At 63.9% G+C, this 20,408-nt stretch carries 22 protein-coding genes; 10 read left to right on the top strand and 12 right to left on the bottom strand.

All coding sequences use genetic code 11. The features are described 5' to 3' along the window. The first annotated feature begins 19 nt into the window (after window positions 1–19). Window positions 20–1,480 carry a sigma-54 interaction domain-containing protein gene (locus C6P61_RS08985; protein WP_342352618.1) on the top strand — a complete coding sequence of 487 codons (1,461 nt, stop codon included), beginning with the start codon at window positions 20–22 and terminating at the stop codon, window positions 1,478–1,480. Between the two features lie 58 nt (window positions 1,481–1,538). On the opposite strand, the gene C6P61_RS08980 is transcribed toward C6P61_RS08985, so the two are convergent. Both C6P61_RS08980 and C6P61_RS08975 read right to left on the bottom strand, forming a co-directional pair. Beyond that, on the bottom strand, window positions 1,539–1,838 hold the full coding sequence (locus C6P61_RS08980; RefSeq protein WP_105729593.1) for a high-potential iron-sulfur protein: 300 nt from the start codon (window positions 1,836–1,838) through the stop codon (window positions 1,539–1,541). A gap of 69 nt (window positions 1,839–1,907) precedes the next feature. Then, the gene (locus C6P61_RS08975) at window positions 1,908–2,915 is read right to left on the bottom strand and encodes a cytochrome-c peroxidase (protein ID WP_170067352.1); all 1,008 of its coding nucleotides are present in this window, start codon (window positions 2,913–2,915) and stop codon (window positions 1,908–1,910) included. 238 nt (window positions 2,916–3,153) lie between these two features. Here C6P61_RS08975 and C6P61_RS18285 point away from each other — a divergent pair, with 238 nt between their 5' ends. Beyond that, complete coding sequence (locus C6P61_RS18285) at window positions 3,154–3,276, top strand: hypothetical protein (RefSeq protein WP_280524136.1); 123 nt, start codon at window positions 3,154–3,156, stop codon at window positions 3,274–3,276. A 510-nt stretch (window positions 3,277–3,786) separates the two neighbouring features. Here C6P61_RS18285 and C6P61_RS08965 read toward each other — a convergent pair. Both C6P61_RS08965 and C6P61_RS08960 read right to left on the bottom strand, forming a co-directional pair. Then, entirely contained in the window at window positions 3,787–4,521 is a 735-nt protein-coding gene (locus C6P61_RS08965) for a ZIP family metal transporter (RefSeq protein ID WP_105729613.1), read from the bottom strand. A 14-nt stretch (window positions 4,522–4,535) separates the two neighbouring features. Continuing rightward, window positions 4,536–5,177 (bottom strand): class I SAM-dependent methyltransferase, encoded by a 642-nt coding sequence (locus tag C6P61_RS08960; protein WP_105729592.1) that lies wholly within the window; start codon window positions 5,175–5,177, stop codon window positions 4,536–4,538. 488 nt (window positions 5,178–5,665) lie between these two features. Here C6P61_RS08960 and C6P61_RS08955 point away from each other — a divergent pair, with 488 nt between their 5' ends. Together C6P61_RS08955 and C6P61_RS08950 are read left to right on the top strand one after the other, a co-directional pair. Then, window positions 5,666–6,376, top strand: a complete 711-nt coding sequence (locus C6P61_RS08955) for a class I SAM-dependent methyltransferase (RefSeq protein WP_105729591.1) — start codon at window positions 5,666–5,668, stop codon at window positions 6,374–6,376. Between the two features lie 116 nt (window positions 6,377–6,492). Next, window positions 6,493–7,395, top strand: coding sequence for an alpha/beta hydrolase (locus C6P61_RS08950; protein ID WP_105729590.1), 903 nt, complete (start codon window positions 6,493–6,495; stop codon window positions 7,393–7,395). 97 nt (window positions 7,396–7,492) lie between these two features. Here the strand turns inward: C6P61_RS08950 and C6P61_RS08945 are convergent, their stop codons facing one another. The 4 genes from C6P61_RS08945 to C6P61_RS08930 form a co-directional block, all read right to left on the bottom strand. Next, a complete protein-coding gene (locus C6P61_RS08945; RefSeq protein ID WP_342352617.1) occupies window positions 7,493–8,200 on the bottom strand; it encodes an ABC transporter ATP-binding protein in 708 nt (235 codons plus the stop codon). Beyond that, window positions 8,193–9,416, bottom strand: coding sequence for an ABC transporter permease (locus C6P61_RS08940; RefSeq protein ID WP_105729588.1), 1,224 nt, complete (start codon window positions 9,414–9,416; stop codon window positions 8,193–8,195). The genes C6P61_RS08945 and C6P61_RS08940 overlap by 8 nt, the downstream gene beginning before the upstream one ends. A 9-nt stretch (window positions 9,417–9,425) precedes the next feature. Then, window positions 9,426–10,640, bottom strand: coding sequence for an efflux RND transporter periplasmic adaptor subunit (locus tag C6P61_RS08935; protein ID WP_105729587.1), 1,215 nt, complete (start codon window positions 10,638–10,640; stop codon window positions 9,426–9,428). A gap of 142 nt (window positions 10,641–10,782) precedes the next feature. Next, complete coding sequence (locus C6P61_RS08930) at window positions 10,783–11,232, bottom strand: c-type cytochrome (RefSeq protein ID WP_105729586.1); 450 nt, start codon at window positions 11,230–11,232, stop codon at window positions 10,783–10,785. A gap of 144 nt (window positions 11,233–11,376) precedes the next feature. Between C6P61_RS08930 and C6P61_RS08925 the strand changes: the two genes are divergently transcribed. After that, entirely contained in the window at window positions 11,377–12,033 is a 657-nt protein-coding gene (locus C6P61_RS08925) for a cytochrome b/b6 domain-containing protein (protein WP_105729585.1), read from the top strand. 1 nt (window position 12,034) lies between these two features. Here C6P61_RS08925 and C6P61_RS17935 read toward each other — a convergent pair whose 3' ends face one another. The 3 genes from C6P61_RS17935 to katG form a co-directional block, all read right to left on the bottom strand. Further along, window positions 12,035–12,355, bottom strand: a complete 321-nt coding sequence (locus tag C6P61_RS17935; protein ID WP_170067351.1) for a hypothetical protein — start codon at window positions 12,353–12,355, stop codon at window positions 12,035–12,037. Window positions 12,356–12,386: 31 nt separating this feature from the next. After that, window positions 12,387–13,541, bottom strand: a complete 1,155-nt coding sequence (locus tag C6P61_RS08915) for a glutaredoxin family protein (protein WP_211296951.1) — start codon at window positions 13,539–13,541, stop codon at window positions 12,387–12,389. Window positions 13,542–13,632: 91 nt separating this feature from the next. After that, window positions 13,633–15,807, bottom strand: coding sequence for a catalase/peroxidase HPI (katG, locus tag C6P61_RS08910; protein WP_105729584.1), 2,175 nt, complete (start codon window positions 15,805–15,807; stop codon window positions 13,633–13,635). Between the two features lie 172 nt (window positions 15,808–15,979). Between katG and C6P61_RS08905 the strand changes: the two genes are divergently transcribed. Both C6P61_RS08905 and C6P61_RS08900 read left to right on the top strand, forming a co-directional pair. Then, window positions 15,980–16,474, top strand: a complete 495-nt coding sequence (locus C6P61_RS08905; protein ID WP_105729583.1) for a Dps family protein — start codon at window positions 15,980–15,982, stop codon at window positions 16,472–16,474. Between the two features lie 129 nt (window positions 16,475–16,603). After that, a complete protein-coding gene (locus C6P61_RS08900) occupies window positions 16,604–16,744 on the top strand; it encodes a MerR family transcriptional regulator (RefSeq protein ID WP_425319742.1) in 141 nt (46 codons plus the stop codon). Between the two features lies 1 nt (window position 16,745). Here C6P61_RS08900 and C6P61_RS08895 read toward each other — a convergent pair whose 3' ends face one another. Beyond that, window positions 16,746–17,390, bottom strand: a complete 645-nt coding sequence (locus C6P61_RS08895) for a TetR/AcrR family transcriptional regulator (protein ID WP_105729582.1) — start codon at window positions 17,388–17,390, stop codon at window positions 16,746–16,748. Window positions 17,391–17,507: 117 nt separating this feature from the next. Between C6P61_RS08895 and C6P61_RS08890 the strand changes: the two genes are divergently transcribed. The 3 genes from C6P61_RS08890 to C6P61_RS08880 all read left to right on the top strand — a co-directional run. Then, on the top strand, window positions 17,508–18,986 hold the full coding sequence (locus C6P61_RS08890; RefSeq protein WP_105729581.1) for an efflux transporter outer membrane subunit: 1,479 nt from the start codon (window positions 17,508–17,510) through the stop codon (window positions 18,984–18,986). Next, window positions 18,983–20,095, top strand: a complete 1,113-nt coding sequence (locus C6P61_RS08885; RefSeq protein WP_105729580.1) for an efflux RND transporter periplasmic adaptor subunit — start codon at window positions 18,983–18,985, stop codon at window positions 20,093–20,095. Before C6P61_RS08890 ends, C6P61_RS08885 begins: the two co-directional genes overlap by 4 nt. Beyond that, the coding region (locus C6P61_RS08880) for an efflux RND transporter permease subunit (protein WP_146115009.1) at window positions 20,095–20,408 on the top strand (314 nt) is incomplete at its 3' end. The genes C6P61_RS08885 and C6P61_RS08880, both read left to right, overlap by 1 nt.

Genomic DNA, 20,408 nt, shown 5'->3' with positions numbered 1-20,408 from the left:
ACACTCCAATCCCTGACAAATGGCAGACAGTATCTGCCATACTGTCATAATCCATGCCAATTCCTGGACTGTCATGACATTTACCGCTTCCTCTGACGCAGAGCCGCAATGGGTCTTGAGCCCTGGCCGTGCTGAACTGGCCTCGTTTCTCGAGGGCTTGCCAGAGCCGCACATCCTGTGCGATCCCGATTACCGCATCGTCGCGGCCAACCAGGCCTATCGACATCTGTACGGCGGTGAAGGTGAATTGACTGGCCGAACCTGCTATGAGGTTTCACATCACTTCGACCGTCCTTGCGATCAAGCGGGTGAGTCCTGTCCGATGGCGCGCGCGCGCCAGTCGGGCCAGCGCGAGCGCATACTGCACCTGCACCACACCTCCTGCGGTCAAAGCTACGTCAATATCGAGCTGACTCCCCTGCTGAGTCCCAGCGGGGAGTTGACAGGCTACATCGAGAAAATGGAGACGGTGCAGCACGCACACCTTCAACCACAGGCACAGGGCCTGATCGGGCGTAGCCCGGCCTTTCGTCAGATGCTGGCCTTGGTGACGCGGGTCGCGCCGACCGATTCCGCCGTGATGTTGCTCGGCGAGACTGGCACCGGCAAGGACCTGGTCGCGCAAACGCTGCACGCCTCCAGCCAGCGCGCCGCCAAGCCCTTTGTCCCGGTCGACTGCTCGAGCCTGACCGAGACCCTGTTCGAGAGCGAGCTGTTTGGTCACGAACGCGGGGCCTTCACCGATGCGCATCGCGCCAAGGCCGGGCTGGTCGAAACTGCGCACGAAGGCACGCTCTTTCTTGACGAGGTTGGCGACATACCGCTGACGATGCAGGTCAAATTGCTACGTCTACTCGAGAGTGGTGTCTATCGCCGGGTCGGCAGCACCGAGCAGCGCCAGGCCAATGTGCGCATCGTCTCGGCCACGCACCGCGACTTGTCGACCATGGTGCGCGAGGGACGCTTTCGAGAGGATCTTTATCACCGCCTCTGCACTTTCCCGATCCGTCTGCCCCCGCTCAGGGCTCGCGCGGAGGATTTGCCCTTGCTGGTCGACAGCCTGCTGCGCCGCCTGGTGCCGCAGCGCCGCATTAAGCTGTCGCCGCAAGCGCTGGAGCTGCTGGGCCACCAGCCTTTCCATGGCAACGTGCGCGAGCTGCGCAACCTGCTCGAGCGAGCCATCGTGTTGAGCGACAGCGCGCTGATCGGAGTCGAGGCGGTGGAATGGGCGCTGCAGCTCGACCGGGACCTGCAGAAAGACTCACAGGGCAGAGCCAGGGAAACCGCCCTGCACGAACCATCCTCGTTGCCACAGGTCACCGGCGACGGCGCACTGCGCGGTTCCTGGCAGCGCCTGCGGATAGAAGAGTTGCGCGAGCGCTTGCAGAGCTGGCACGGCACCCGGACCGAACTGGCACTTGAGCTAGGCATCAGCGAGCGCACGCTCTACCGCAAGCTCAAGGCCTTGGGAATGGCATGAGCAGGAGGGCTCGGTCAGGCTGCAGTTCTGACAACCGCAGGGCGGTAGCGCCGCTGGATCAGCCCTTCTTGGCATAGGCGCTGCACCAGCCGGCGGCTGCGACCTGCTTGCCTGCGAACAGCGGGCAAACACCGGCCTTGGAGCCAGCCGCACCCTGGTACAGCGCGCAGTTGGCGCAGTTCTGGCCCTTGACGTACTTGTCATGCTTGACCTTGGTCGCGTCAGCCTTGTAATGGAGAGCTGCGGCCTGGGGTGATGCCTCGTCAAGCATGGCCTGGGCCTGGGCCTGCGAGGCCAGTGCCAGCGCGCTGGTAGCGGTGGCCAGTTGCAGCATGAATACGCGACGGTTGCTTTGCATGGTGGATGTCCTGAATATGACTGGGAGGGGGCCGGGCAATTGCCCGGCCAGTTTCGCGTGACCGTCCGTTTACTTGAACGGTGTCGGACGCGGGGTGTTATCGGCCGACGGCGGCAGGATCGGCAGCTGGAAGCTGGGCTGGTCGCCGGTCAGCGTCTTGAGGAAGGCGACGATCTTGGCGTTCTCGGCCTGGGTGAACTTCTTGCCGAGCTGGATGCGGCCCATCACGTCAACCGCTTCGGTCAGCGTGTTGGCAGCGCCGTCGTGGAAGTAGGGGTAGGTCAGCTCGACGTTGCGCAAGGTCGGCACCTTGTAGTTGAAGCGGTCGGCATCCTTGCCGGTGACGGCCGAGCGGCCTTCGGCCTTCTCGTTGCCCTTGTAGGGCTCGACCAGGCCCATCTTCTGGAACGAGTTGCCGCCGACGGCCTCGCCGTTGTGGCAGCCGACGCAGCCACTTTCCTTGAACAGCTTGTAGCCAGTCAGCTCGTCCTGGGTCAGCGCGTCCTGCTTGCCCAGCAGCCACTGGTCAAAGCGTGCGTTCGGCGTGACCAGGGTCTTCTCGAACTCGGCGATCGCCAGCGTGACCTGGTCGATGTCGAGCTTGTCCTTGCCGAAGACCTGCTTGAACTCGCGCTGGTAGGCTGGGATCGAGGCCAGCATGTCGAGGGCCAGGGTGTGGCTGAAGGCCATCTCGCCCGGGTTGGCGATCGGGCCACCGGCCTGCTCCTTGAGGTCGGCGGCGCGGCCGTCCCAGAACTGGGCCAGGTTCAGGCTCGAGTTGAGCACGGTGGGCGAGTTGATCGGGCCTTGCTGCCACTTGTCGCCGATCGAGGTCTGCAGGTTGTCAGAGCCCCCCATGGAGAGGTTGTGGCAAGAGTTGCAGGAGATGAAGCCCGACTTCGACAGGCGCGGGTCGAAGAACAGCTTCTTGCCGAGCTCGGACATGCCCAGGTTGATCTGCTTCGGGGGCTGGATCGGGCTGATCGGTTCCTGGGTCTGGCCGACCGCATAGCTCGCCGCCGCCGTGGCGCCTGCCACCACCATCGCGCTGACCAGCGCCTTCATCTTCAGTTTCATCTCTCTACTCCAGTTGCAAATCTGTTTGAGACCAAGAGTAAGCCCTCACACCAAAGAGAAATTTGATCTGGATCAAGGTATACCTGGTGGAGTATTAGGAGTATTCAATCAGTGAAATAGTCAAGCACTATCTTGTATGGCAGGCGAAGATGTGGTGGATCTCTGTTTTTCTGTAGGCGGTCTTATTTTCAGCATGGCTGCCCGGCGGCGCAAGCCAGCATCAACACCCCGAGAATCGATGATATGCCTCAAGGAATACTGGCCACTGCTCGCGGTCGCCGCCTGGTTCGGCTACAAGTGGTGGGCGGCCCGCCGCGTCAAGGCCATGCTGCCACGGTTGCTGGCTCAGGGGGCGACCTGACGTCCGGACAATGGCTGAATTCGCCCAAGCCAACGCGCCAGGCACGCGCAACACTCCGTTGCAGGAGCTCGCGGGACGCTTGAACGAGATACCCAGGACGGGTACCCGTCGTGGTCGGATGCGCGAGCGGCACGCGCAGCGGCATGACCAAGCTCTTGCTGAAGAAGAACGGCTACATCCGGGTCGACAACATCGGTGCCTGGCGCAATTTCCTGCGTCATGGGCGAGGCGCCTGATGGTGTCAGTTTCGCACTGACGGTCTGGCAGTTGTCAGTTCAAGCTGGCAGGCCGGTGGTGCGTGGTCAGTGCATGGGCTCTTCGTGGCAGTTGAAGCTACTGCCGCTCCTTTCGTTTCCAGCTCCTCTATCTGCGGGTGCTGGTGGGCACTGTCGTGGAAATACCCATGGCACAGGTGTTTGGCCAGATTGCCCTGATCGTGTCTTTTCTCCTGCTCCTGGGCGTACTGACCCGGCGCTGGCTGGTGGCCCGCCACGGGCAAGGGTGCCCGCCTCACGCCTTCGACAGTACGATGATCGCCGCCACCAGGACGCCTCCGCCCAGCGCGACCAGGCTGTAGCGACGGTGCTCCTGTTCGGCTCTGGGCAGCAGGTGGGTAGCACCCACGTAAACCAGAACTCCTGCCGACAAGGAGAGCAGCAACCCCAGCGAGGGCTGGCTGATCGAGCTGACCATCGGCCAGGAAACCAGCATGCCCAGCGGTGTCGAGGCTGCTGCGGCCACGAAAGCCAGCCAGCTGGACCGGCGCTCGGTAAAACCGCTCTTGACCAGTAGCAGGTAGGTCACGATGCCCTCCGGAAACTCGTGCAGCACCATGCCCACAGTGGCTAGCAAACCCGTCAGCACGCTGGCGGAGAAGGCGATCGAGTAGATGAAGCCGTCGATGAAGGAATGAAAGCCGATGCCCAGCATCGGCAGCAGGCCGAGCGCGTAATCCTTTCGCTGCGGATCCCGGTCGCACACGAAGGCGGTGATGAAACGGTTGAATAGATGCATGCCGAAGAAGCCGACGAGCAACATGGTCGGTCCGTGTCGGCTGAGCGCAAACGCCTGCGGAATCATGTGCAGAAACGAGGCCGAGATCAGCACCCCGGCGGCGAAACACATGAAGTAAGCGCTGTTGCGGTGCCCCCAGTCGGCGAAGCGGCGTATGGTCCAGATGCCCAGGGTGGTAACTACCGCCGCCGCCAGGCTGGTAAGCAATGCCGTCCAGAAAGAGTCTGACACGCCTTGTGCCGGGTTCACCCGACCTTGTCATTGCTCGCATGAACGACCACGAAGCCACCCTGTCCATGGCCCGGCCGAGCCGCTTCGATCTGCTCGTCATCCGCCAGGGCATGGGTCAAGGTCTGAGCCCAGGATCGGACATAAAACCCGGCCTCGACGAGCAGACGCTCGACTTCTCCCGCGGAGTAGAAGGTCGCATCGCGGTAGAAGACGCTGGCCTCGCGGTGACTTTCGTAGTGGCGCCCCAGACTGCTGTCGCGATCGATGAAGCCCAGCACGAGATCACCGCCTGGCTTCAGCACGCGCCGCGCCTGCAACAGCATTGCCTGTGGCGAGTCGACGAAGCACAAGGTCGTCACCACCAGGAGATGGTCGAAACGGCTGTCCTCGAAGGGCAGCGCCTCGGCGATGCCCTGGACGACTTCGAGGCCACGCGCACGCGCATGTCCGAGCATCGCCCGCGAGGGATCGATGCCGATCCGCACCCCCAGCGGCGCAGCAAAACGGCCACTGCCCACGCCGATCTCCAGGCCATGCCCGCTCAGCGGCACGAAGGGGCGCAACGCCAACAACTCGGCGATGTAGGCGGCTTCATGCCGCTCGAACCAGGCATCGTAGCGGTCGGCATGCGCTTCATAGGGCTCGATCTTCGCCATGGCTCCAGGATTTCTCCCGCAAATTGTGTATCCACCCTGCTGGCGACGCTGGTGAGCGCCTGCGGCCTCTCAGCGCCACGCGGTAAGACAGGCAGGAGCGCTGCTGTGACGTTTCTTGCAGGCGCAGCAAGCAGCAGGAGCGCATCATGAAGTGCGGGTACCGGCGCTACAAGCTCGCTCATTGACCCCTCCTGATGCGCATGAGCACCTGCAAGACCAGTCTAAATCCAGGGCTGGCATGATGCAAACGGCAGCTTCAGCGCATTTGCGTTCCTGGAGAGCCCCTGATTACGGTCAGGACGCTTCGGGCAGCGCTGATGCCGAGGCTGCCAGTGCCAACACAGCTTGGTGATGGCTCAGGAACGCGGACCGGACAGGTGGCGCTGGAATCCTGCAACTGAGCGGCAAGCGGCCGCGGTGCAAGTCTGGAAAATACAGACAGGGGTATGATCAAGCGATCGCAAGCCATCAAGCCGTAGCCGATCCAGATGTACTCCGTTGACCAACTTCCCTTGCAGCCGGACGAGCTTGAGCTGCTGAACGAACTGGTGCCGCTGTCAGGGCAACGCATCCTCGAACTCGGCTGCGGCAACGCCCGGCTGGCGCGCAGCCTGTTGCAGCGCTTTCCGGTCTGCCATGTCACCGGGCTGGAGGTCGATGCCATCCAGCACGCCAAGAACCTCGCGCAGCCGCAAGCCGGGCTCGACTTCCTGTCTGCTGGCGCCCAGGACATCCCTTTTCCGGCAGCCAGCTTCGACCTCGTGCTGATGCTCAAGTCCCTCCATCACGTGCCCTTGCCGCTGTTGCCCCGGGCCCTGTCGGAAGTGGCCAGGGTGCTCAAGCCGGGTGGCCATCTGTACGTGTCGGAGCCGATCTACGACGGCGCCCTGAACGAGGTGGTCAGACTGTTCAATGACGAAGGCGTGGTGCGCGCGGCGGCACAGGCCGCGCTGGATGAGGCACTGGCCACGACGGGTCAATGGGAAACGGTGAGCGAGCACCGCTTCGCCCAGGCGGTCAGCTACCGCGACTTCGACGAGTTCGAGCAGCGCATGATGCGGCCCAGCTTTGCCCAGCATGATCTGAACGATGCGGTGGTCTCCCGAGTGCGCTCGGCATTCGAGCCGCACATGAGCCCACAGGGTGCCCGCTTCGTGCGCCCGATGCATGTCCGGCTGCTGCGCCGGACCGGCCACTGAAGCCCGGACGGTCCGCAGAGGACAGCCGTCAACGCCAAGACTCCGGACCGGAATCCGGGTGCGCCGCGTCACTCCATCCAGCCACCGCCATACCCCCCTGAAAGCGCGCATCGACCATGGCATTGGACCCGCAATCCTGGTGGCTGCAACTGCTGGCCGGTCTGCTTGTTGCCGCAGGGCTGGGCTGGCTCTTTGTGGCCTGGCTGCGCTGGCGGCTCAAGCCCGCTCAGATGTCGCAAGACATGTTTCTGGACAGCGCATCAGCCGGCATCAAGCTCGAAACCCATCGCATCCCGACCCGAAACGGACGCACGCTCCATGCACGCTGGTTGCCGCAAGCCGGACCGGAGCCCATCGGCATCGCCTTGCTGATGCATGGCTGGGGCGGGAACGGCGGCCAGTTGTGGCCCGCCGCCCGCGCATTGCATGCAGACGGGTGGGCGGTACTGTTGCCAGACGCTCGCAGCCATGGTGGGAGTGATCCGGACAGCCACAGTTCGCTGCCTCGCTTCGTCGAGGACATCGAAGCCTGCTGCGCGTGGTTGCGCACAGGCGGGGTCTGTCTGGGAACAGCGCCCCTGGTACTGCTGGGCCATTCGCTGGGTGCGGCGGCAGCGCTGGTTTTTGCCTCCGGTCGCAGCGATGTCTCTGCTGTGGTGAGCGTGTCGGCGTTCGCCCATCCGGAACAGGTCATGCGCCGCTGGCTGGCCGACCATCACATACCTTTCTGGCCACTGGGCTGGCTGATCAACCGTTACATAGAACAAGTGATCGGCCACCGCTTCGAAGCGATTGCGCCAGTCAACCGGATCGGACTGATCCAGTGCCCGGTACTGCTGCTGCATGGCGACCAGGACGGCATGGTGCCACTGGACTGCGCCCGCCAACTGGCCAGTGCCGCCCGCCAGGCCACCCTCTGGACCTGGCTCGGAACCCATGAAAAGTTCGAGGACGAAGCGCTGCTTTACCAGAACGTGACGACATGGCTTCGTCATGCCACAGATCCACATGAAAACTGATGACGCTTCATGGGCGGCAATCATTCCGGGTCGGCTCAGCCAACGGCAAAGGTCCAGCAGCATCACTCAGGAACTGGGACGCACGGTTGTTGCCGCGTCAGGACAACTGACTATCAGAAGCAATGCGTCCATCAATCAATTCAATGATGCGGTCGCAACGCGCTGCCAGACGCGGGTCGTGGGTCACGATCAGGAAGGTGGTGGCCTGGTGACGGTTGAACTCGCGCATCAGGCTGAACACCTCGTCGGCTGAATGCGTGTCGAGGTTGCCGGTCGGCTCGTCCGCGAGCACCAGCGCCGGGTTCATGGCCAGGGCGCGGGCGATCGCGACGCGCTGCTGCTGCCCACCGGAAAGACGGTTGGCCAGATACTGCTTGCGCTCGCCCAGGCCGACCTGCTCCAGCAAACGACCGGCGGTTTCGAACATGTCCCGATCCGGGCGGCCACGGGCGACGAGCATCGGCATGGCGACGTTCTCCTCGGCGGTGAAGGCCGGGATCAGGTTGTGATGCTGGAAGACAAAGCCGATGCGCTGGCCCCTCAGGCGGGTCAGTTCGGCATCGTCGAGCCGGGCGATGTCTTCGCCATCGATCTCCAGCTTGCCGGAGCTCGGCCGGTCCAGCAGGCCGATCAGGTTGAGCAAGGTGCTCTTGCCCGAGCCGGACGGGCCGATCAACGCAGCAAACTCGCCGCGCTGCAAGCGCAGGTCGATGCCGTGGAGGATCTCGGTCTGCAGATCACCGCTGCCGTAGCACTTGCGGATGCCTTGCAGGTGCAGCACATGCTCTTGCATGGTTTCAGCCACGAATCGCCACCACCGGATCGAGCTGGGCGGCACGCCGTGCTGGCAGCAACGCCGCCAGGATTCCCACCACGCTGGCTCCGCCCGCGGCGATCAATACCAGGCCGGGCTCGACACTGATGACGAACATGGCCGTTCCGTCCGGGTTGCGCGCTAACAGCTGCCACAGCACCAGCAGGCTCCAGGCCAGCAGCGAACCCAGCAGCGAGCCGAAAAAGCCGACGATGCCGCCCTGCAACAGGAAGATGCGCAGCATCTGTGCCTGCGTCGCCCCCATGGCGCGCAGGATGCCGATTTCCTTGCTGCGCTGGATGACCGACACGACCAGCACGCTGGCGATGCCGAAAGCAACCGACAGCGCGATGAAGAAGCGGATGACATTGCTCGAGACGCGCTGCGAGGTCAGCGCGGTGACGAACTGGGCGTTGGTCTTGATCCAGGAATCGGCGGTCAGCCCGGTTTCGCCCGCGATGCGGCGGGCCAGTTGTTCGGCCAAATCGAGGTCGTGCAGCGCCAGGTCGATGCTCGAAACGCCACCGACCAGGTCGAGCAGGCTTTGCGCCGTGCGCAGTCCGACATAGACGTTGCGCGCATTGACGCCCTTGTTGCCGAGGTCGAACAGGCCGGTGATGGTCAAGGTCTCGCTGCGGCCGTCGGCGACGCTCAGGCGCAGCTTGTCGCCCACCTCAGCACCGAGGTCCTTGGCCAGCTCGATGCCGATCACGGCCTCGCCGGCACCGACACGCAGCTGTCCGGCGGTCAGCCGTTCGGTCAGTGCGATGACGCGGTTGTAGCGTTCCGGCTCGATGCCCAGCACCGTGATCGCCTTGCTGGCCTCGCCACGGATGGCAAACGCCGGGCCGGAGGCAACTGGTGACACGGCGGCGATTTCCGGCCAGCCTTGCAGGCGGTCGCGCAGCGTCTGCCACTGATCGATGGTTCGCAGGCGCTGGGCATTCTTTTGCAGACGCAAGGCGGTGTTGGCGGCGCTTGCCTGCTGCGGCCGGGCCACCTCCTCGACTGGCAGCAGGGTGATATGTGGCTGCGACGAAAGGGTACGCTTGATCAGATTGTCCTGCAGCCCGCTCAACAAGGCCGACATGAAGACGATCACCGCCACCCCGACCCCGACGCCCACGATGATGAGCAGCGACTGCATCCGTCCCTCGCGCAGAAAGCGCCAGGCAGCGATCCATTCAAAGGGGAGCCAGGCTTTCAATTTCGACCCTCATTTCCGTTCGACCGTAGTCACGCGTCGTCCTTCGCTGACCTGGTCACCCGCGACAAGCACGGCCTCGCCCGCTTTCAGGCCGTCGACCACCTCGCAGCGACCGGACCCGCGCAGGCCAAGCCGCACCGCCTGGCGCACGGTCCGGTTGTCGCGCACCGCCATGACCCATGGCATGCCGGCGATATCGCGCAAGCTGTCGCAGGGAACGCTCAGGGCATCGGGGCGCTGGGCCGCCTCGATGTCAATCGATACCGTCATGTCGTGGCGCAGATAGGCCGGCGCTTGAGGCACTGCGAGCCGGATTTCCACCGAGCCGCGCTGGGCATCAATCGAAGGGGCGATATAGCTGACCCGGGCGTCAAAGCTCTCGCTGGGATAGGCATCCGCTGAAACCCGGGCCCGCTGGCCCAGCGCGAGCAAACCGAAGTTCTTCTCGTCGATCTGTGCCGTCAGTTCGGTGTCGACATCTGGCGCCAGGGTCAGCAGCAGCTTGCCCGGTTGCACGGTTGCGCCGCTTTCGGCATGGCGCGTCAGTACCTGGCCCGCTACCGGAGCGCGCAAGGTGGCATGGTCCAGTCGGGCCTGGGCAACCGCGAGTGCAGCACGGGCCTGATCGACATTACTGCGGGCCAGGCGAACCTCGCTGCCATCCTGGCTGTGGTTACTGACCTGGATCTGCGCTGCCTGCAGCTGGCTGGCGGCCACGTCGCGGGCCAGCTCGACATCGTCCAGCTGGGCCGGGCTGTAGAAGCCATTGGTGACCAGTTCAGAGACCCGCTGATGATGACGCGCTGTCTGCCGGGCATTGGCTTGGGCCTGCCGCAAGGTCTGCTCGGCCAGCGGCAAGCTGGATTCGCTGATCTGGCGCAGACGACTCTCGGCCTGGGCCATGCTCGCGCGCGCCTGCTCGACGCTGGCTTGCCACTCATCGGGGTCAAGCTGAAGCAGCAGTTGCCCGGCGCTGACGGTATCGCCCTCGCGGACCATGATGGCGCTGACCCGGGCTGTGATCTGGCTGGCCAGCTCGACACGCTCAGGCGTACGAACCCGACCGCTGGCCACCACGGCCTGGCGCATGTCGCCCTGCTCGACCCTGGCCACCTCGACCCGCTCTGCGCGCAGGGTAGCAAAGGCGATCACAGCCAGAGCCAACAGGCTGAGCGGGATGGCAAGGCGTAATTTGCGGGTTTTGCTGGCGAGGGCCTGGATCATGACTGGCGGGATCTATCGAAAAATACCCCTATACAGTAGAGGCTCTTTGATTTTTCCGAATGGCTCGTCCGGAGACCAAGCGGTAATGCCCCAGCTGGCAATGGCAGTGCCAAGGCCAGCCCAGGGAGATCACGCTGGCGACTTATTTGGACTTGTACGCGTCGTGGCAGGCCTTGCAGCTGGCCGCCGCATCGCCAAAAGTCTTCTTCACGGCATCCAGGCTGCCGGTCTTGGCCGCTGCGTCCAGAGCCACGGCAGCGGTCATCAGCTTGTCTGCACCGCCCTTCACCTTGTCCATCTCAGACCACAACGCAGGCTTGGCCTTGCTCTCGAGCTGCTGGGTATCAGGCGTGAAGCCGGCCCAGGGCAGACGGCTGAGCATCAGCACCACGGCAGCATCTTCCTGAGCTTTCTTGGCATCAAACGGCACCTTGCCATTGGCCATCGCGCCCAACCGCGCGAAGTGAGTTCCCATCACCGAAAAGGCACTCTGGCGATACTTCACCGCATCTTCGGGTTTCTGGAACTGTGCCTGGGCAGCACCTGCCGACAACATGGCTGCCGCAAGCATCAGGGCGTGACGTACTTTCATGGCGAACTTCCTGTCTGGATAAGGATTGACAACACAAGGCATGTGGCAAGTCGTGATGCACATACCTCCCTGAGTATATGATGTCATTACACTTTTGCTATGTACTTTTGCATCTGCAACCGCTGATTGAAGGAGAACAGAAAGATGGCTCGGCTTCGTGTGTGGGACCTGCCCACCCGTTTGCTTCACTGGCTGCTCGTGATCGCCGTGGTGGGGTTGATCGTCACGGGCAACCTGGGAGGTGCGTGGATGACGTCGCATTTCCGCCTGGGCTATGCGGTGCTCGCGCTGCTGCTGTTTCGCCTGGCATGGGGATTCGTGGGTGGCTACTGGTCACGCTTCTCGCGGTTCATCTACTCGCCGCTCACGCTGCTGCGCTACCTGCGGGGCCAGTCCATGCCAGAGCACGAACTGGGCCACAGTCCCACCGCTGCCCTGTCAGTCTTTGCGCTGCTGCTGGTCTTGTCGCTGCAGGTGGTCTCGGGCTTGCTGAGCGACGACGAGATTGCCTTTACTGGCCCGCTGTCGCGCTTCGCGCCCTCCGAGTGGGTGCCGCTCGCGACGGCCTACCATGCCGAATGGGGCAAACTCGTACTCATCGGCCTGGTGGTGTTGCATCTGCTGGCCATCGGCTACTACAAATGGATCAGAAAGACTTCTCTCGTGGCTGCGATGATCACGGGTGACAAGACCACTGACTTGTTGCAGCCTGCCTCCAGGGACGGGCTTGCGCAGCGTGTATTGGCCTTGCTGCTGGCGATTGGCTGCGTGGCGATAGCCGCTTTCGTAGCATCCTTGTGAATCATTCCACGGCACAAGAGGGCGTTGCGGTTGGCGCATGAGGCGCCAGGGTGTGACACATCCCGATCAAGGCACAGGACGCGCTGAGCAAGCTCCAGCAGGCCGACAGCCCGGTGTTGTTCATCGGCGTGTGGAACCGGTCGAGATCATGTTCGTGGGTTTCACGGATGCCGTTCACGCCAACATTCCCTTCATGCTGGTTGACCGCACGCGCTGGAACGCGGACAAAGGTGTGATGGTGGAGCCGCACAAGCGGCATGCGCAGCCCAATGGCTGGCAGAATTTGGGCCTGCCATGGTCGGCCATGGATGAATCCAGCCAAGATCCATCGTATCGACCAGAAGTGATCACGGTCAGAGCAGCCAGTCCGGCCGCACCAGCATCACCAGACCCAAGGCCAGCATGACCAGGCCGCTGACGAGCTTGAGCCAGCGGCCATGGCTTTCATCCAGCCGGCGCTGACTCAGTGCCAGCACGGCAGTGCCAACCATCAGGCTGTCGTCGGCGATGTAGCCCAGGATGTAGAGGGTCAGGTAGCCATAGTGTCCGGCTGGGTCCAGATCCTGCTGGGTCAGGATGGCGGTGTACATGGCTGGCAGCCCCGCCGTGCACAGCAGTTCGATGAAGTTCACCGCCACCGCCAGGCTGGCTACGCCAAGCAGGGCCAGCGGCAGGGAGCGGGTCTGCATCACCCCGCGCATGCGAGCATACAGCCCTGGCTTGGCTGAGCCGGGAATCGAGAGCGTCGGGCCCTGCAGGCCAAACGCGAAGTCCTTGAGGTTGAAGGCGGCGATCGCCAGTGCCAACAAGGCCAGACCGGTCCTGACCGCGGTGGACAGCCCGACCGCCAGGAACAGGTTGAGCCAGGCAGCCATGAAAGCGTAGTAGACCAGGCCGCTGACCAGCACGAAGGTGCCGGCAATCAGGGCCATGCGGCGGCGATCGCGCAGATGCACCAGCAGCGAGAGCAGGAACAGCAGCACCCACATCGCACAGGGGTTGAAGCCGTCGATCAACCCGACCGCGAGCGTGAACAGCGGCAGCCCGAGCGAGTCCAGCCTCAGCGTGCCCCAGAAGCCGGCATCCAGGCTGTCCGCATTGACGGGCGAGGGATCGCGACCCTGGCTCACCAGCCGGTCCAGCTCCGGGCCGGACAGCCCGGCATCGGCAAAGCCCACCAGCACCTGCCCCCGGTAGACAAAGGTCGGCACGCCCGGCGGCCACAGACCATTGTCGCGGCTGATGCGGATCAGCTCATCGCGTGTCGCTTCGTCCTGGTCCACCGGACGGTAGACCACTTGCAGCCAGGGATGCGTCTGCAGAAAGAGTGGCAGGTAGCCCTTGGCGGCGGCGCAATGCGGGCAGCCATCGCGCACGTAGACTTCCAATACGGCGTCAGCCTCAAGTTGACTGCCCTGAAGGCCTTCCCTGGCAGAAGGAGCTTGTGCGGCACACAGCACTGGCATGACCAGCCAAGCCAGCAGCCAGAGCTTTTTGAGCCAGTGCAAGACTTGCAATTGTGTGGTCCGTAGATGCTGTAATCACCTCGCCAGCCCGGCACTGACCCGGGCTGACGAGGGACGATGGCCTTGCCCAGCCTCAGGCGAGGTCGAAGCGGTCGGCGTTCATGACCTTGGTCCAGGCCGCCACGAAGTCCTGCACGAACTTGTGCTGGTTGTCGTCCTGGGCATAGACCTCGGCGTAGGCGCGCAGGATGGAGTTGGAGCCGAACACCAGGTCGGCCCGGGTCGCGGTCCACTGGGTGGCGCCGGACTTGCGGTCAACGATGGCGTAGCTGTTGCGCCCGGTCGGCTTCCAGCTGTAGCTCATGTCGGTCAGGTTGACGAAGAAGTCATTCGTCAATGCGCCGACGCGGTCGGTGAAGACGCCGTGCTGGCTGCCGCCGTGGTTGCTGCCCAGCACCCGCAGGCCGCCGACCAGCGCGGTCATCTCGTGCGCCGTCAGGCCCAGCAGCTGGGCACGGTCGAGCAGCAGCTCCTCGGCGCTGACCACGTAGTCCTTCTTGAGCCAGTTGCGGAAGCCATCGGCCAGCGGCTCGAGCACGTCGAACGATTCGGCGTCGGTCATGTCCGCCGTCGCATCGCCACGGCCCGGGGCGAAGGGCACGCTCACAGCAACGCCCGCCGCCTTGGCGGCCTGCTCGACCCCCAGGTTACCCGCCAGCACGATCACGTCGGCCACGCTGGCACCGGTCTCAGCCGCGATCGACTCGTAGACCGCCAGCACCCGGGCCAGGCGCTCCGGCTCGTTGCCGGCCCAGCCCTTCTGGGGTGCCAGCCGGATGCGGGCGCCGTTGGCGCCACCGCGCTTGTCCGAACCTCGGAAAGTGCGTGCGCTGTCCCAGGCAGTGCTGACCATGTCGGCGATCGACAGGCCGGCAGCAGCGATCCTGGCCTTGACAGCGGCCACGTCGTAGTCGGTACGGCCTGCGGGCACCGGATCCTGCCAGATCAGGTCTTCGGCCGGCACGTCCGGGCCGATGTAGCGCGCCTTGGGGCCCATGTCGCGGTGGGTCAGCTTGAACCAGGCGCGCGCGAACACTTCCGAGAAATAGGCCTGATCAGCCGCAAAGCGCTCGGAAATCTTGCGGTAGGCCGGGTCCATCTTCATGGCCATGTCGGCGTCGGTCATGATCGGGTTGTGGCGGATAGCCGGGTCCTCGACATCGACCGGACGGTCTTCTTCCTTGATGCTGACCGGCTCGTACTGCCAGGCACCGGCCGGGCTCTTCTTGAGTTCCCAGTCATAGCCGAGCAGCAGCTTGAAGTAGCCGTTGTCCCACTGGGTCGGGTGGGTGGTCCAGGCACCTTCGATGCCGCTGGTCACGGTGTCACGGCCGATGCCGCGGGTGGTGTGGTTCTGCCAGCCCAAGCCCTGCTCTTCCAGCTCGGCGCCCTCTGGAGCCGGGCCCAGGTTGGCCGCGCTGCCATTGCCATGGCACTTGCCAACGGTGTGACCACCCGCGGTCAGCGCCACGGTCTCCTCGTCGTTCATCGCCATGCGCTCGAAGGTCACGCGCACATCATGCGCCGTCTTGAGCGGGTCGGGCTTGCCGTCCACGCCTTCCGGGTTGACGTAGATCAGGCCCATCATCACGGCGGCCAGCGGGTTCTCCAGGTTGCGCTCGCCGGAGTAGCGGCTGCCCTCGCTGCCGCTGGGCGCCAGCCATTGCTTTTCCGCGCCCCAGTAGATGTCCTTTTCGGGGTGCCAGATGTCTTCGCGGCCGAAGGCAAAGCCGAAGGTCTTGAGTCCCATCGACTCGTAGGCCATGTTGCCGGCCAGGATCATCAGGTCGGCCCAGCTCAGCTGGTTGCCGTACTTCTTCTTGATCGGCCACAGCAGGCGACGCGCCTTGTCGAGGTTGGCGTTGTCGGGCCAGGAGTTGATGGGAGCAAAGCGCTGGTTGCCGGTGCCGGCGCCGCCACGGCCGTCGGCGATGCGGTAGGTCCCGGCCGAGTGCCAGGCCATGCGGATCATCAGGCCGCCGTAATGACCCCAATCAGCCGGCCACCAGTCCTGGCTGTCGGTCATCAGGGCCTTGAGGTCGGCTTTCAGTGCCTCGACGTCGAGTGTCTTGACGGCTTCGCGGTAGTTGAAGTCCGCGCCCAGCGGATTGGTCTTGCTGTCTTGCTGGTGCAGGATGTCCAGGCTCAGGGCCTTGGGCCACCAGTCCATGTTGACCATGCCGGCCGAGGTGGCGCCGCCGTGCATGACGGGACATGTTCCAGCAGAACTGGCTTGCTTGTTTTCCATCTATCGCTCCTGGGGTTACTTGCTTGACCGAAATCGTGATTGACCTTGCCTGGTCGTTGCAGATACCTGGGGCTGTATCCGCACTGACCACTATAGCCATGAAATCGTGCTTGCGGGAAATATTGAATGATTCTCGGTTACAGTGATTCAATCCCCACCAAAAGGAAGCATCATGAAAGCAAAGAAAGTCAAGTTCATGGTCATGGACATCGGTATCTCGGACGCCGACCGCCAGAAAATCGCCGCAGGCCTGTCGGCACTGCTGGCCGACAGCTACACGCTGTACCTGATGACGCACAACTTCCACTGGAACGTCACCGGTCCGCAGTTCAACAGCCTGCACAACATGTTCATGACGCAGTACACCGAACAGTGGAATGCCCTGGACATCATCGCCGAGCGCATCCGTGCGCTGGGCTTCCCAGCGCCGGGCACCTACAAGGAGTTCGTCAAGCTCGCCTCGATCGAGGAGGTCGAGGGCGTGCCCAAGGCGACCGACATGGTCCGCCATCTGGTGGCGGCACAAGAGGCAACCGCCCGCACCGCCCGCACACTCTTCCCCGTGGTGGACGCGGCCAATGACCAGCCGACCGCTGACGTCCTGACCCAACGCATCGATGTTCATGAAAAAACCGCCTGGATGCTGCGCAGCCTGCTCGAGGAATGAGCCTCGTATGCAAAGCCCTGGCGGCGGTGCGCCAGGGCTTCTGGCTCACTGAGCCTGCACGGCTTTATTCAGAGCGGCAATCAACTACTCGACGAGCACATCGCCCACGTCGATGTGCGGATAGATGAGTTGTCCCAGCTCAAGCAGCAACTCAGCGAGCTACGTCAGCGCTGCCAAAGCGAGCAGGCCATGGACGCCTGCGGCATTTTGCAGGGGCTGACGGCGATGGAAACAGAACCAAGGCATGAACGGCATACCCACCTCGGGTGAGCTAGAGATGAGCGTCTCCATCCGCCTGCATCTGAAAGCGCGATAGGCCGAGCTCCACCATCACGATGGCGTGTTCGATGGCTTGCTCAAGTACCTCCTGTTTCAAATTCAACTTGTCGATACAGTTGCCATTCAACACGCCAGCCATGCCATGCACGGTGGACCAAATATAGAGTGCATCCAGATCCACACGGTCGCTTGAGGCGGCAGCGTCACCATGCAGGCGGCGCAATACCTTGCGCAGGATGTCGTAAGCGTGGACGGCGTCTCTGATGAGGTCAGGGTGCGCCGCTGATTCTGGCCACTGGGTATCGAACATCAGGCGATATTCCAAGGGGTGATCCCTTGCATAGCTGAGGTACTGGCGTCCCAGCGCTGCGAGATCCTCCTGCGGCTTGTCGAACTGTCCTCGCGCATCGAGGTGCTCGGCAAACCGCTGGAAGCAGCGTCGCATCACTTCAGCCAGCAGGTGGTCACGGCTGGGATAGTGCTTGTAAGGCGCTTGATGCGAGACCCCCAACCTGCGAGCCACATCCCGCAGGCTCAGGTTCTCCACACCTTTTTCGGCAATGACTTCTTGAGCGGCGATGACGCACGCCTCGCGCAGTTCGAGGGGCGCCGCAGGCGATGGGGTCTTCTTGGGCATACGGGTGAGTTTAGCGATGAGATCCGAGGCACGGGTGCCGCCGTCGAGGAGATCTTGTTGACAGTGTCAACTTTTAAAAGGAAAATTGTAGACACCGTCAACCAATGAAGCGAAATCATGTCTTTTTCGCCATCGAGGCTCCAGCAGTTTCCACTTTTGCTCGCCGTCTGCCTGGCCGCTGTCCTGTCAGCTTGTGCCACGTCAGAACCTGAGCCGCCCGACGTTTCGGCCACTGAAGACTCGCGCTTCCGGCACGCGCAAGACCAAAAACAGGCGGCCGACGCAAGCTGGTGGCAAGGCTTTGACGACGACGCGCTCATGGCTCTGGTTCAGCGCGCCCAATCGGCCAACCACGATGTCCGGATCGCCGTACAGCGCGTGCGGCAAGCCCGTGCGGGGCAGACGGCGGCGGCTTCAAGGCGCTGGCCGACCGTGTCGCTCACCGGCTCGGCATCCGACGAGCGCAGCGGGCTGCCCGATCAGGTCAAGCAAGGCAAGCCCGACACTCGGGCTTATCGGGGCGCACTGGACCTGGGTTGGGAGCTCGACCTGTTCGGTGCCGCACGCGCCGGTGCCGATGCCGCCGAACTGGATGCGCTGACCGCCGAAGAAGGTGTGGAAGCGGCGCGCTGGCTGGTGAGCAGCGAAGTCGCACGACAGTACATCGTGTGGCAAAGCGCGCGGCTGCGACTGGCCAAGCTCGACGCCTTGCTGAAAGCCCAGACCGACACCGAGCGGCTGACCCGCAGCCGGGAGGCCGGGGGCCTGGCCAGCCGCTTTGACGTGGCCCGGGCCGCCGGTGAGGTGCAATCACTCGCCGCACAACTTCCCCCTTTGCGGACCCTGGTCGCCGTGACCGAGACCCAGCTGGCCGTGCTGGTGGGCGCCAATCCCAACCAGCCATTGCCAGAGTTGAGTGCCTCCACCGCACCATGGTTGTCCACCCCGCCACGCTTGTCGGCCAGGCAGCCGGTCGATTTGTTGCTGCGGCGCCCCGATCTGCGCGTGGCGCACAAGCAGTTCATGGCCGAGGCCGCGCGCCTGCGCGAGGCCCAAGCCGACCGATGGCCCAAGTTCTTCCTGGCCGCCGCGTTCGGGCGCCAGGACTTGAGCCTCAATGCGCTGGACCTGTCTCCTGTCCGATACAGCACCGCGGCGCTGGCCTTCACCATGCCGCTGTTCGATGCGGGTCGCTTGCGCGCGGCCGTCGAGCGGCAATCCGCCAAAGAGCGCATGGCCACTTTGCAGTATGAGAAGGCCGTGCTCGGCGCCGTCAAGGACGTCGACGACAGCCTCGTGGCCCTGAACCAGGAGCGCGATCGCTCGACCGCGCTGGATGCCGTCACTCAGCAACGGCGCACGGGCCTGCGTCATGCCGAATCGCTCTACCGAGAAGGCCAGATCGACCGGCTGCAACTGCTCGATGCGCAGCGCGCCGTGCTCGCCGCCGAACTGTCGGCCATCGATGGCCAGGCCCAGTTGGCGCTGAACACCGTCCAACTCGCCTCGGCCCTGGGTGGCGGATGGCAGGACACGCCCACAACCACGACCCCCCGCATCACGCCTCCCAGCCTCGCACCTGAAAGCTTGCCATGATTGATTCCTCTGACTTCCGCTTGATGAAGCTCGTCCATGCCCTGGTCTGGTCTGGCTTGGTCATCAGTGGTCTGGCGGTTCTGACCGCCTGCTCGCCTGCCGCTGAAAAAGCGCCGCCCATCCCGGCTGTCTACGTCACGCCCGTGCACAACGACCACGGCGAAGACATGCGGATACTGAGCGGCGCCGTTCGCCCGCGCATCGAGAGCGATCTGGCGTTCCGCGCCGGGGGCAAGGTCACGGCCCGCCTGGTCGACCTGGGCCAGGCCGTGCGAGCCGGCCAGCCACTGGCACGCATCGATGCGGCTGACTACCAACTGGCCGCAGACGCCGCCGCCGAGCAACTGCGAGCGGCCCAGGTGGACGCCACGCAGGCGGCCAGCGATGCGGCACGCTTCAAGCGCCTGCTGCTCGATGGTTCCGTGGGCGCAGCCGACCATGAGCGGCAGCAGGCCCGCTCGGATGCTGCCGCGGCGCGCGTCGTACAGGCCGAACGACAACTGGAGGTGCTGCGCAACAGGGCGGGCTATGCGGTGCTGACGGCACCCTTCGATGGCGTGGTGACCGGCTTGCAGATCGAGGTGGGGCAGATGGTGGACGAAGCGCAGCCCGTGATGGTGCTGGCCAAGCCCGGCGAGCTGGAAGTCGTGGTCGATGTGCCTGAGGCGCTGGCCGCAGGTTTGCGTGAGAAGGTGGCCCAGGCGCGCATCGCCGGCATACCGGATCTGGTGAAACTCAGGCTGCGCGAGTTGGCACCCAGCGCCTCGGCGCAGACCCGCACCTTCCGGGCGCGCTACGCCATCGCCTCGCCGCCTCCGGGGCTGCGCATGGGCGTGACGGCCGATGTGCAACTGGCAGGAAAAGACGCCACAACCTCGGCTGAACTGCCATCGGGCGCGTTGCTCACGACCAACAAGACTCCGTCGGTCTGGCTGGTCGATGACAAGGCTGGCACGTTGACCCAGCAAACGGTGACGCTGCTGTCGCAATCCACCGATCAGGTGCGTGTGACCGGCTTGCCCGATGGCGTGCTGGTGGTGTCGGCCGGCGCGCAGAAACTCGATGCGGGCATGAAGGTGCAGGCCGTGATGCGCCCGGGGAGCCTGTGATGAAGTCCTTCAATCTCTCCGAGTGGGCCGTCACGCACCGGGCCATGGTGCTGTTCATGATCATCGGCAGCCTGCTGGTGGGCACCTTCGCCTTCACGCGGCTGGGCCGCCTGGAAGACCCGCAGTTCATGGTGCCGACGATGACGGCCGTGGTGGCCTGGCCCGGCGCCTCGGCCCAGCAGGTGCAGGACCAGGTGCTCAATCGCATGGAGCGCGAACTGCAAAAGATCGAGGGCGTCGATTTCATCCGCAGTTTCTCGCGCCAGGGTTATGGGGCGGTCAACCTCTGGATGGGGTCGCTTCAGGAAACTAC

The sequence above is a fragment of the Malikia spinosa genome (genome assembly GCF_002980625.1).
GTDB classification, from domain to species: Bacteria; Pseudomonadota; Gammaproteobacteria; order Burkholderiales; family Burkholderiaceae_C; genus Malikia; species Malikia spinosa.
The sequence above is the reverse complement of the archived record's forward strand: the minus strand, read 5'-3'. Positions and strand labels throughout refer to the sequence as shown.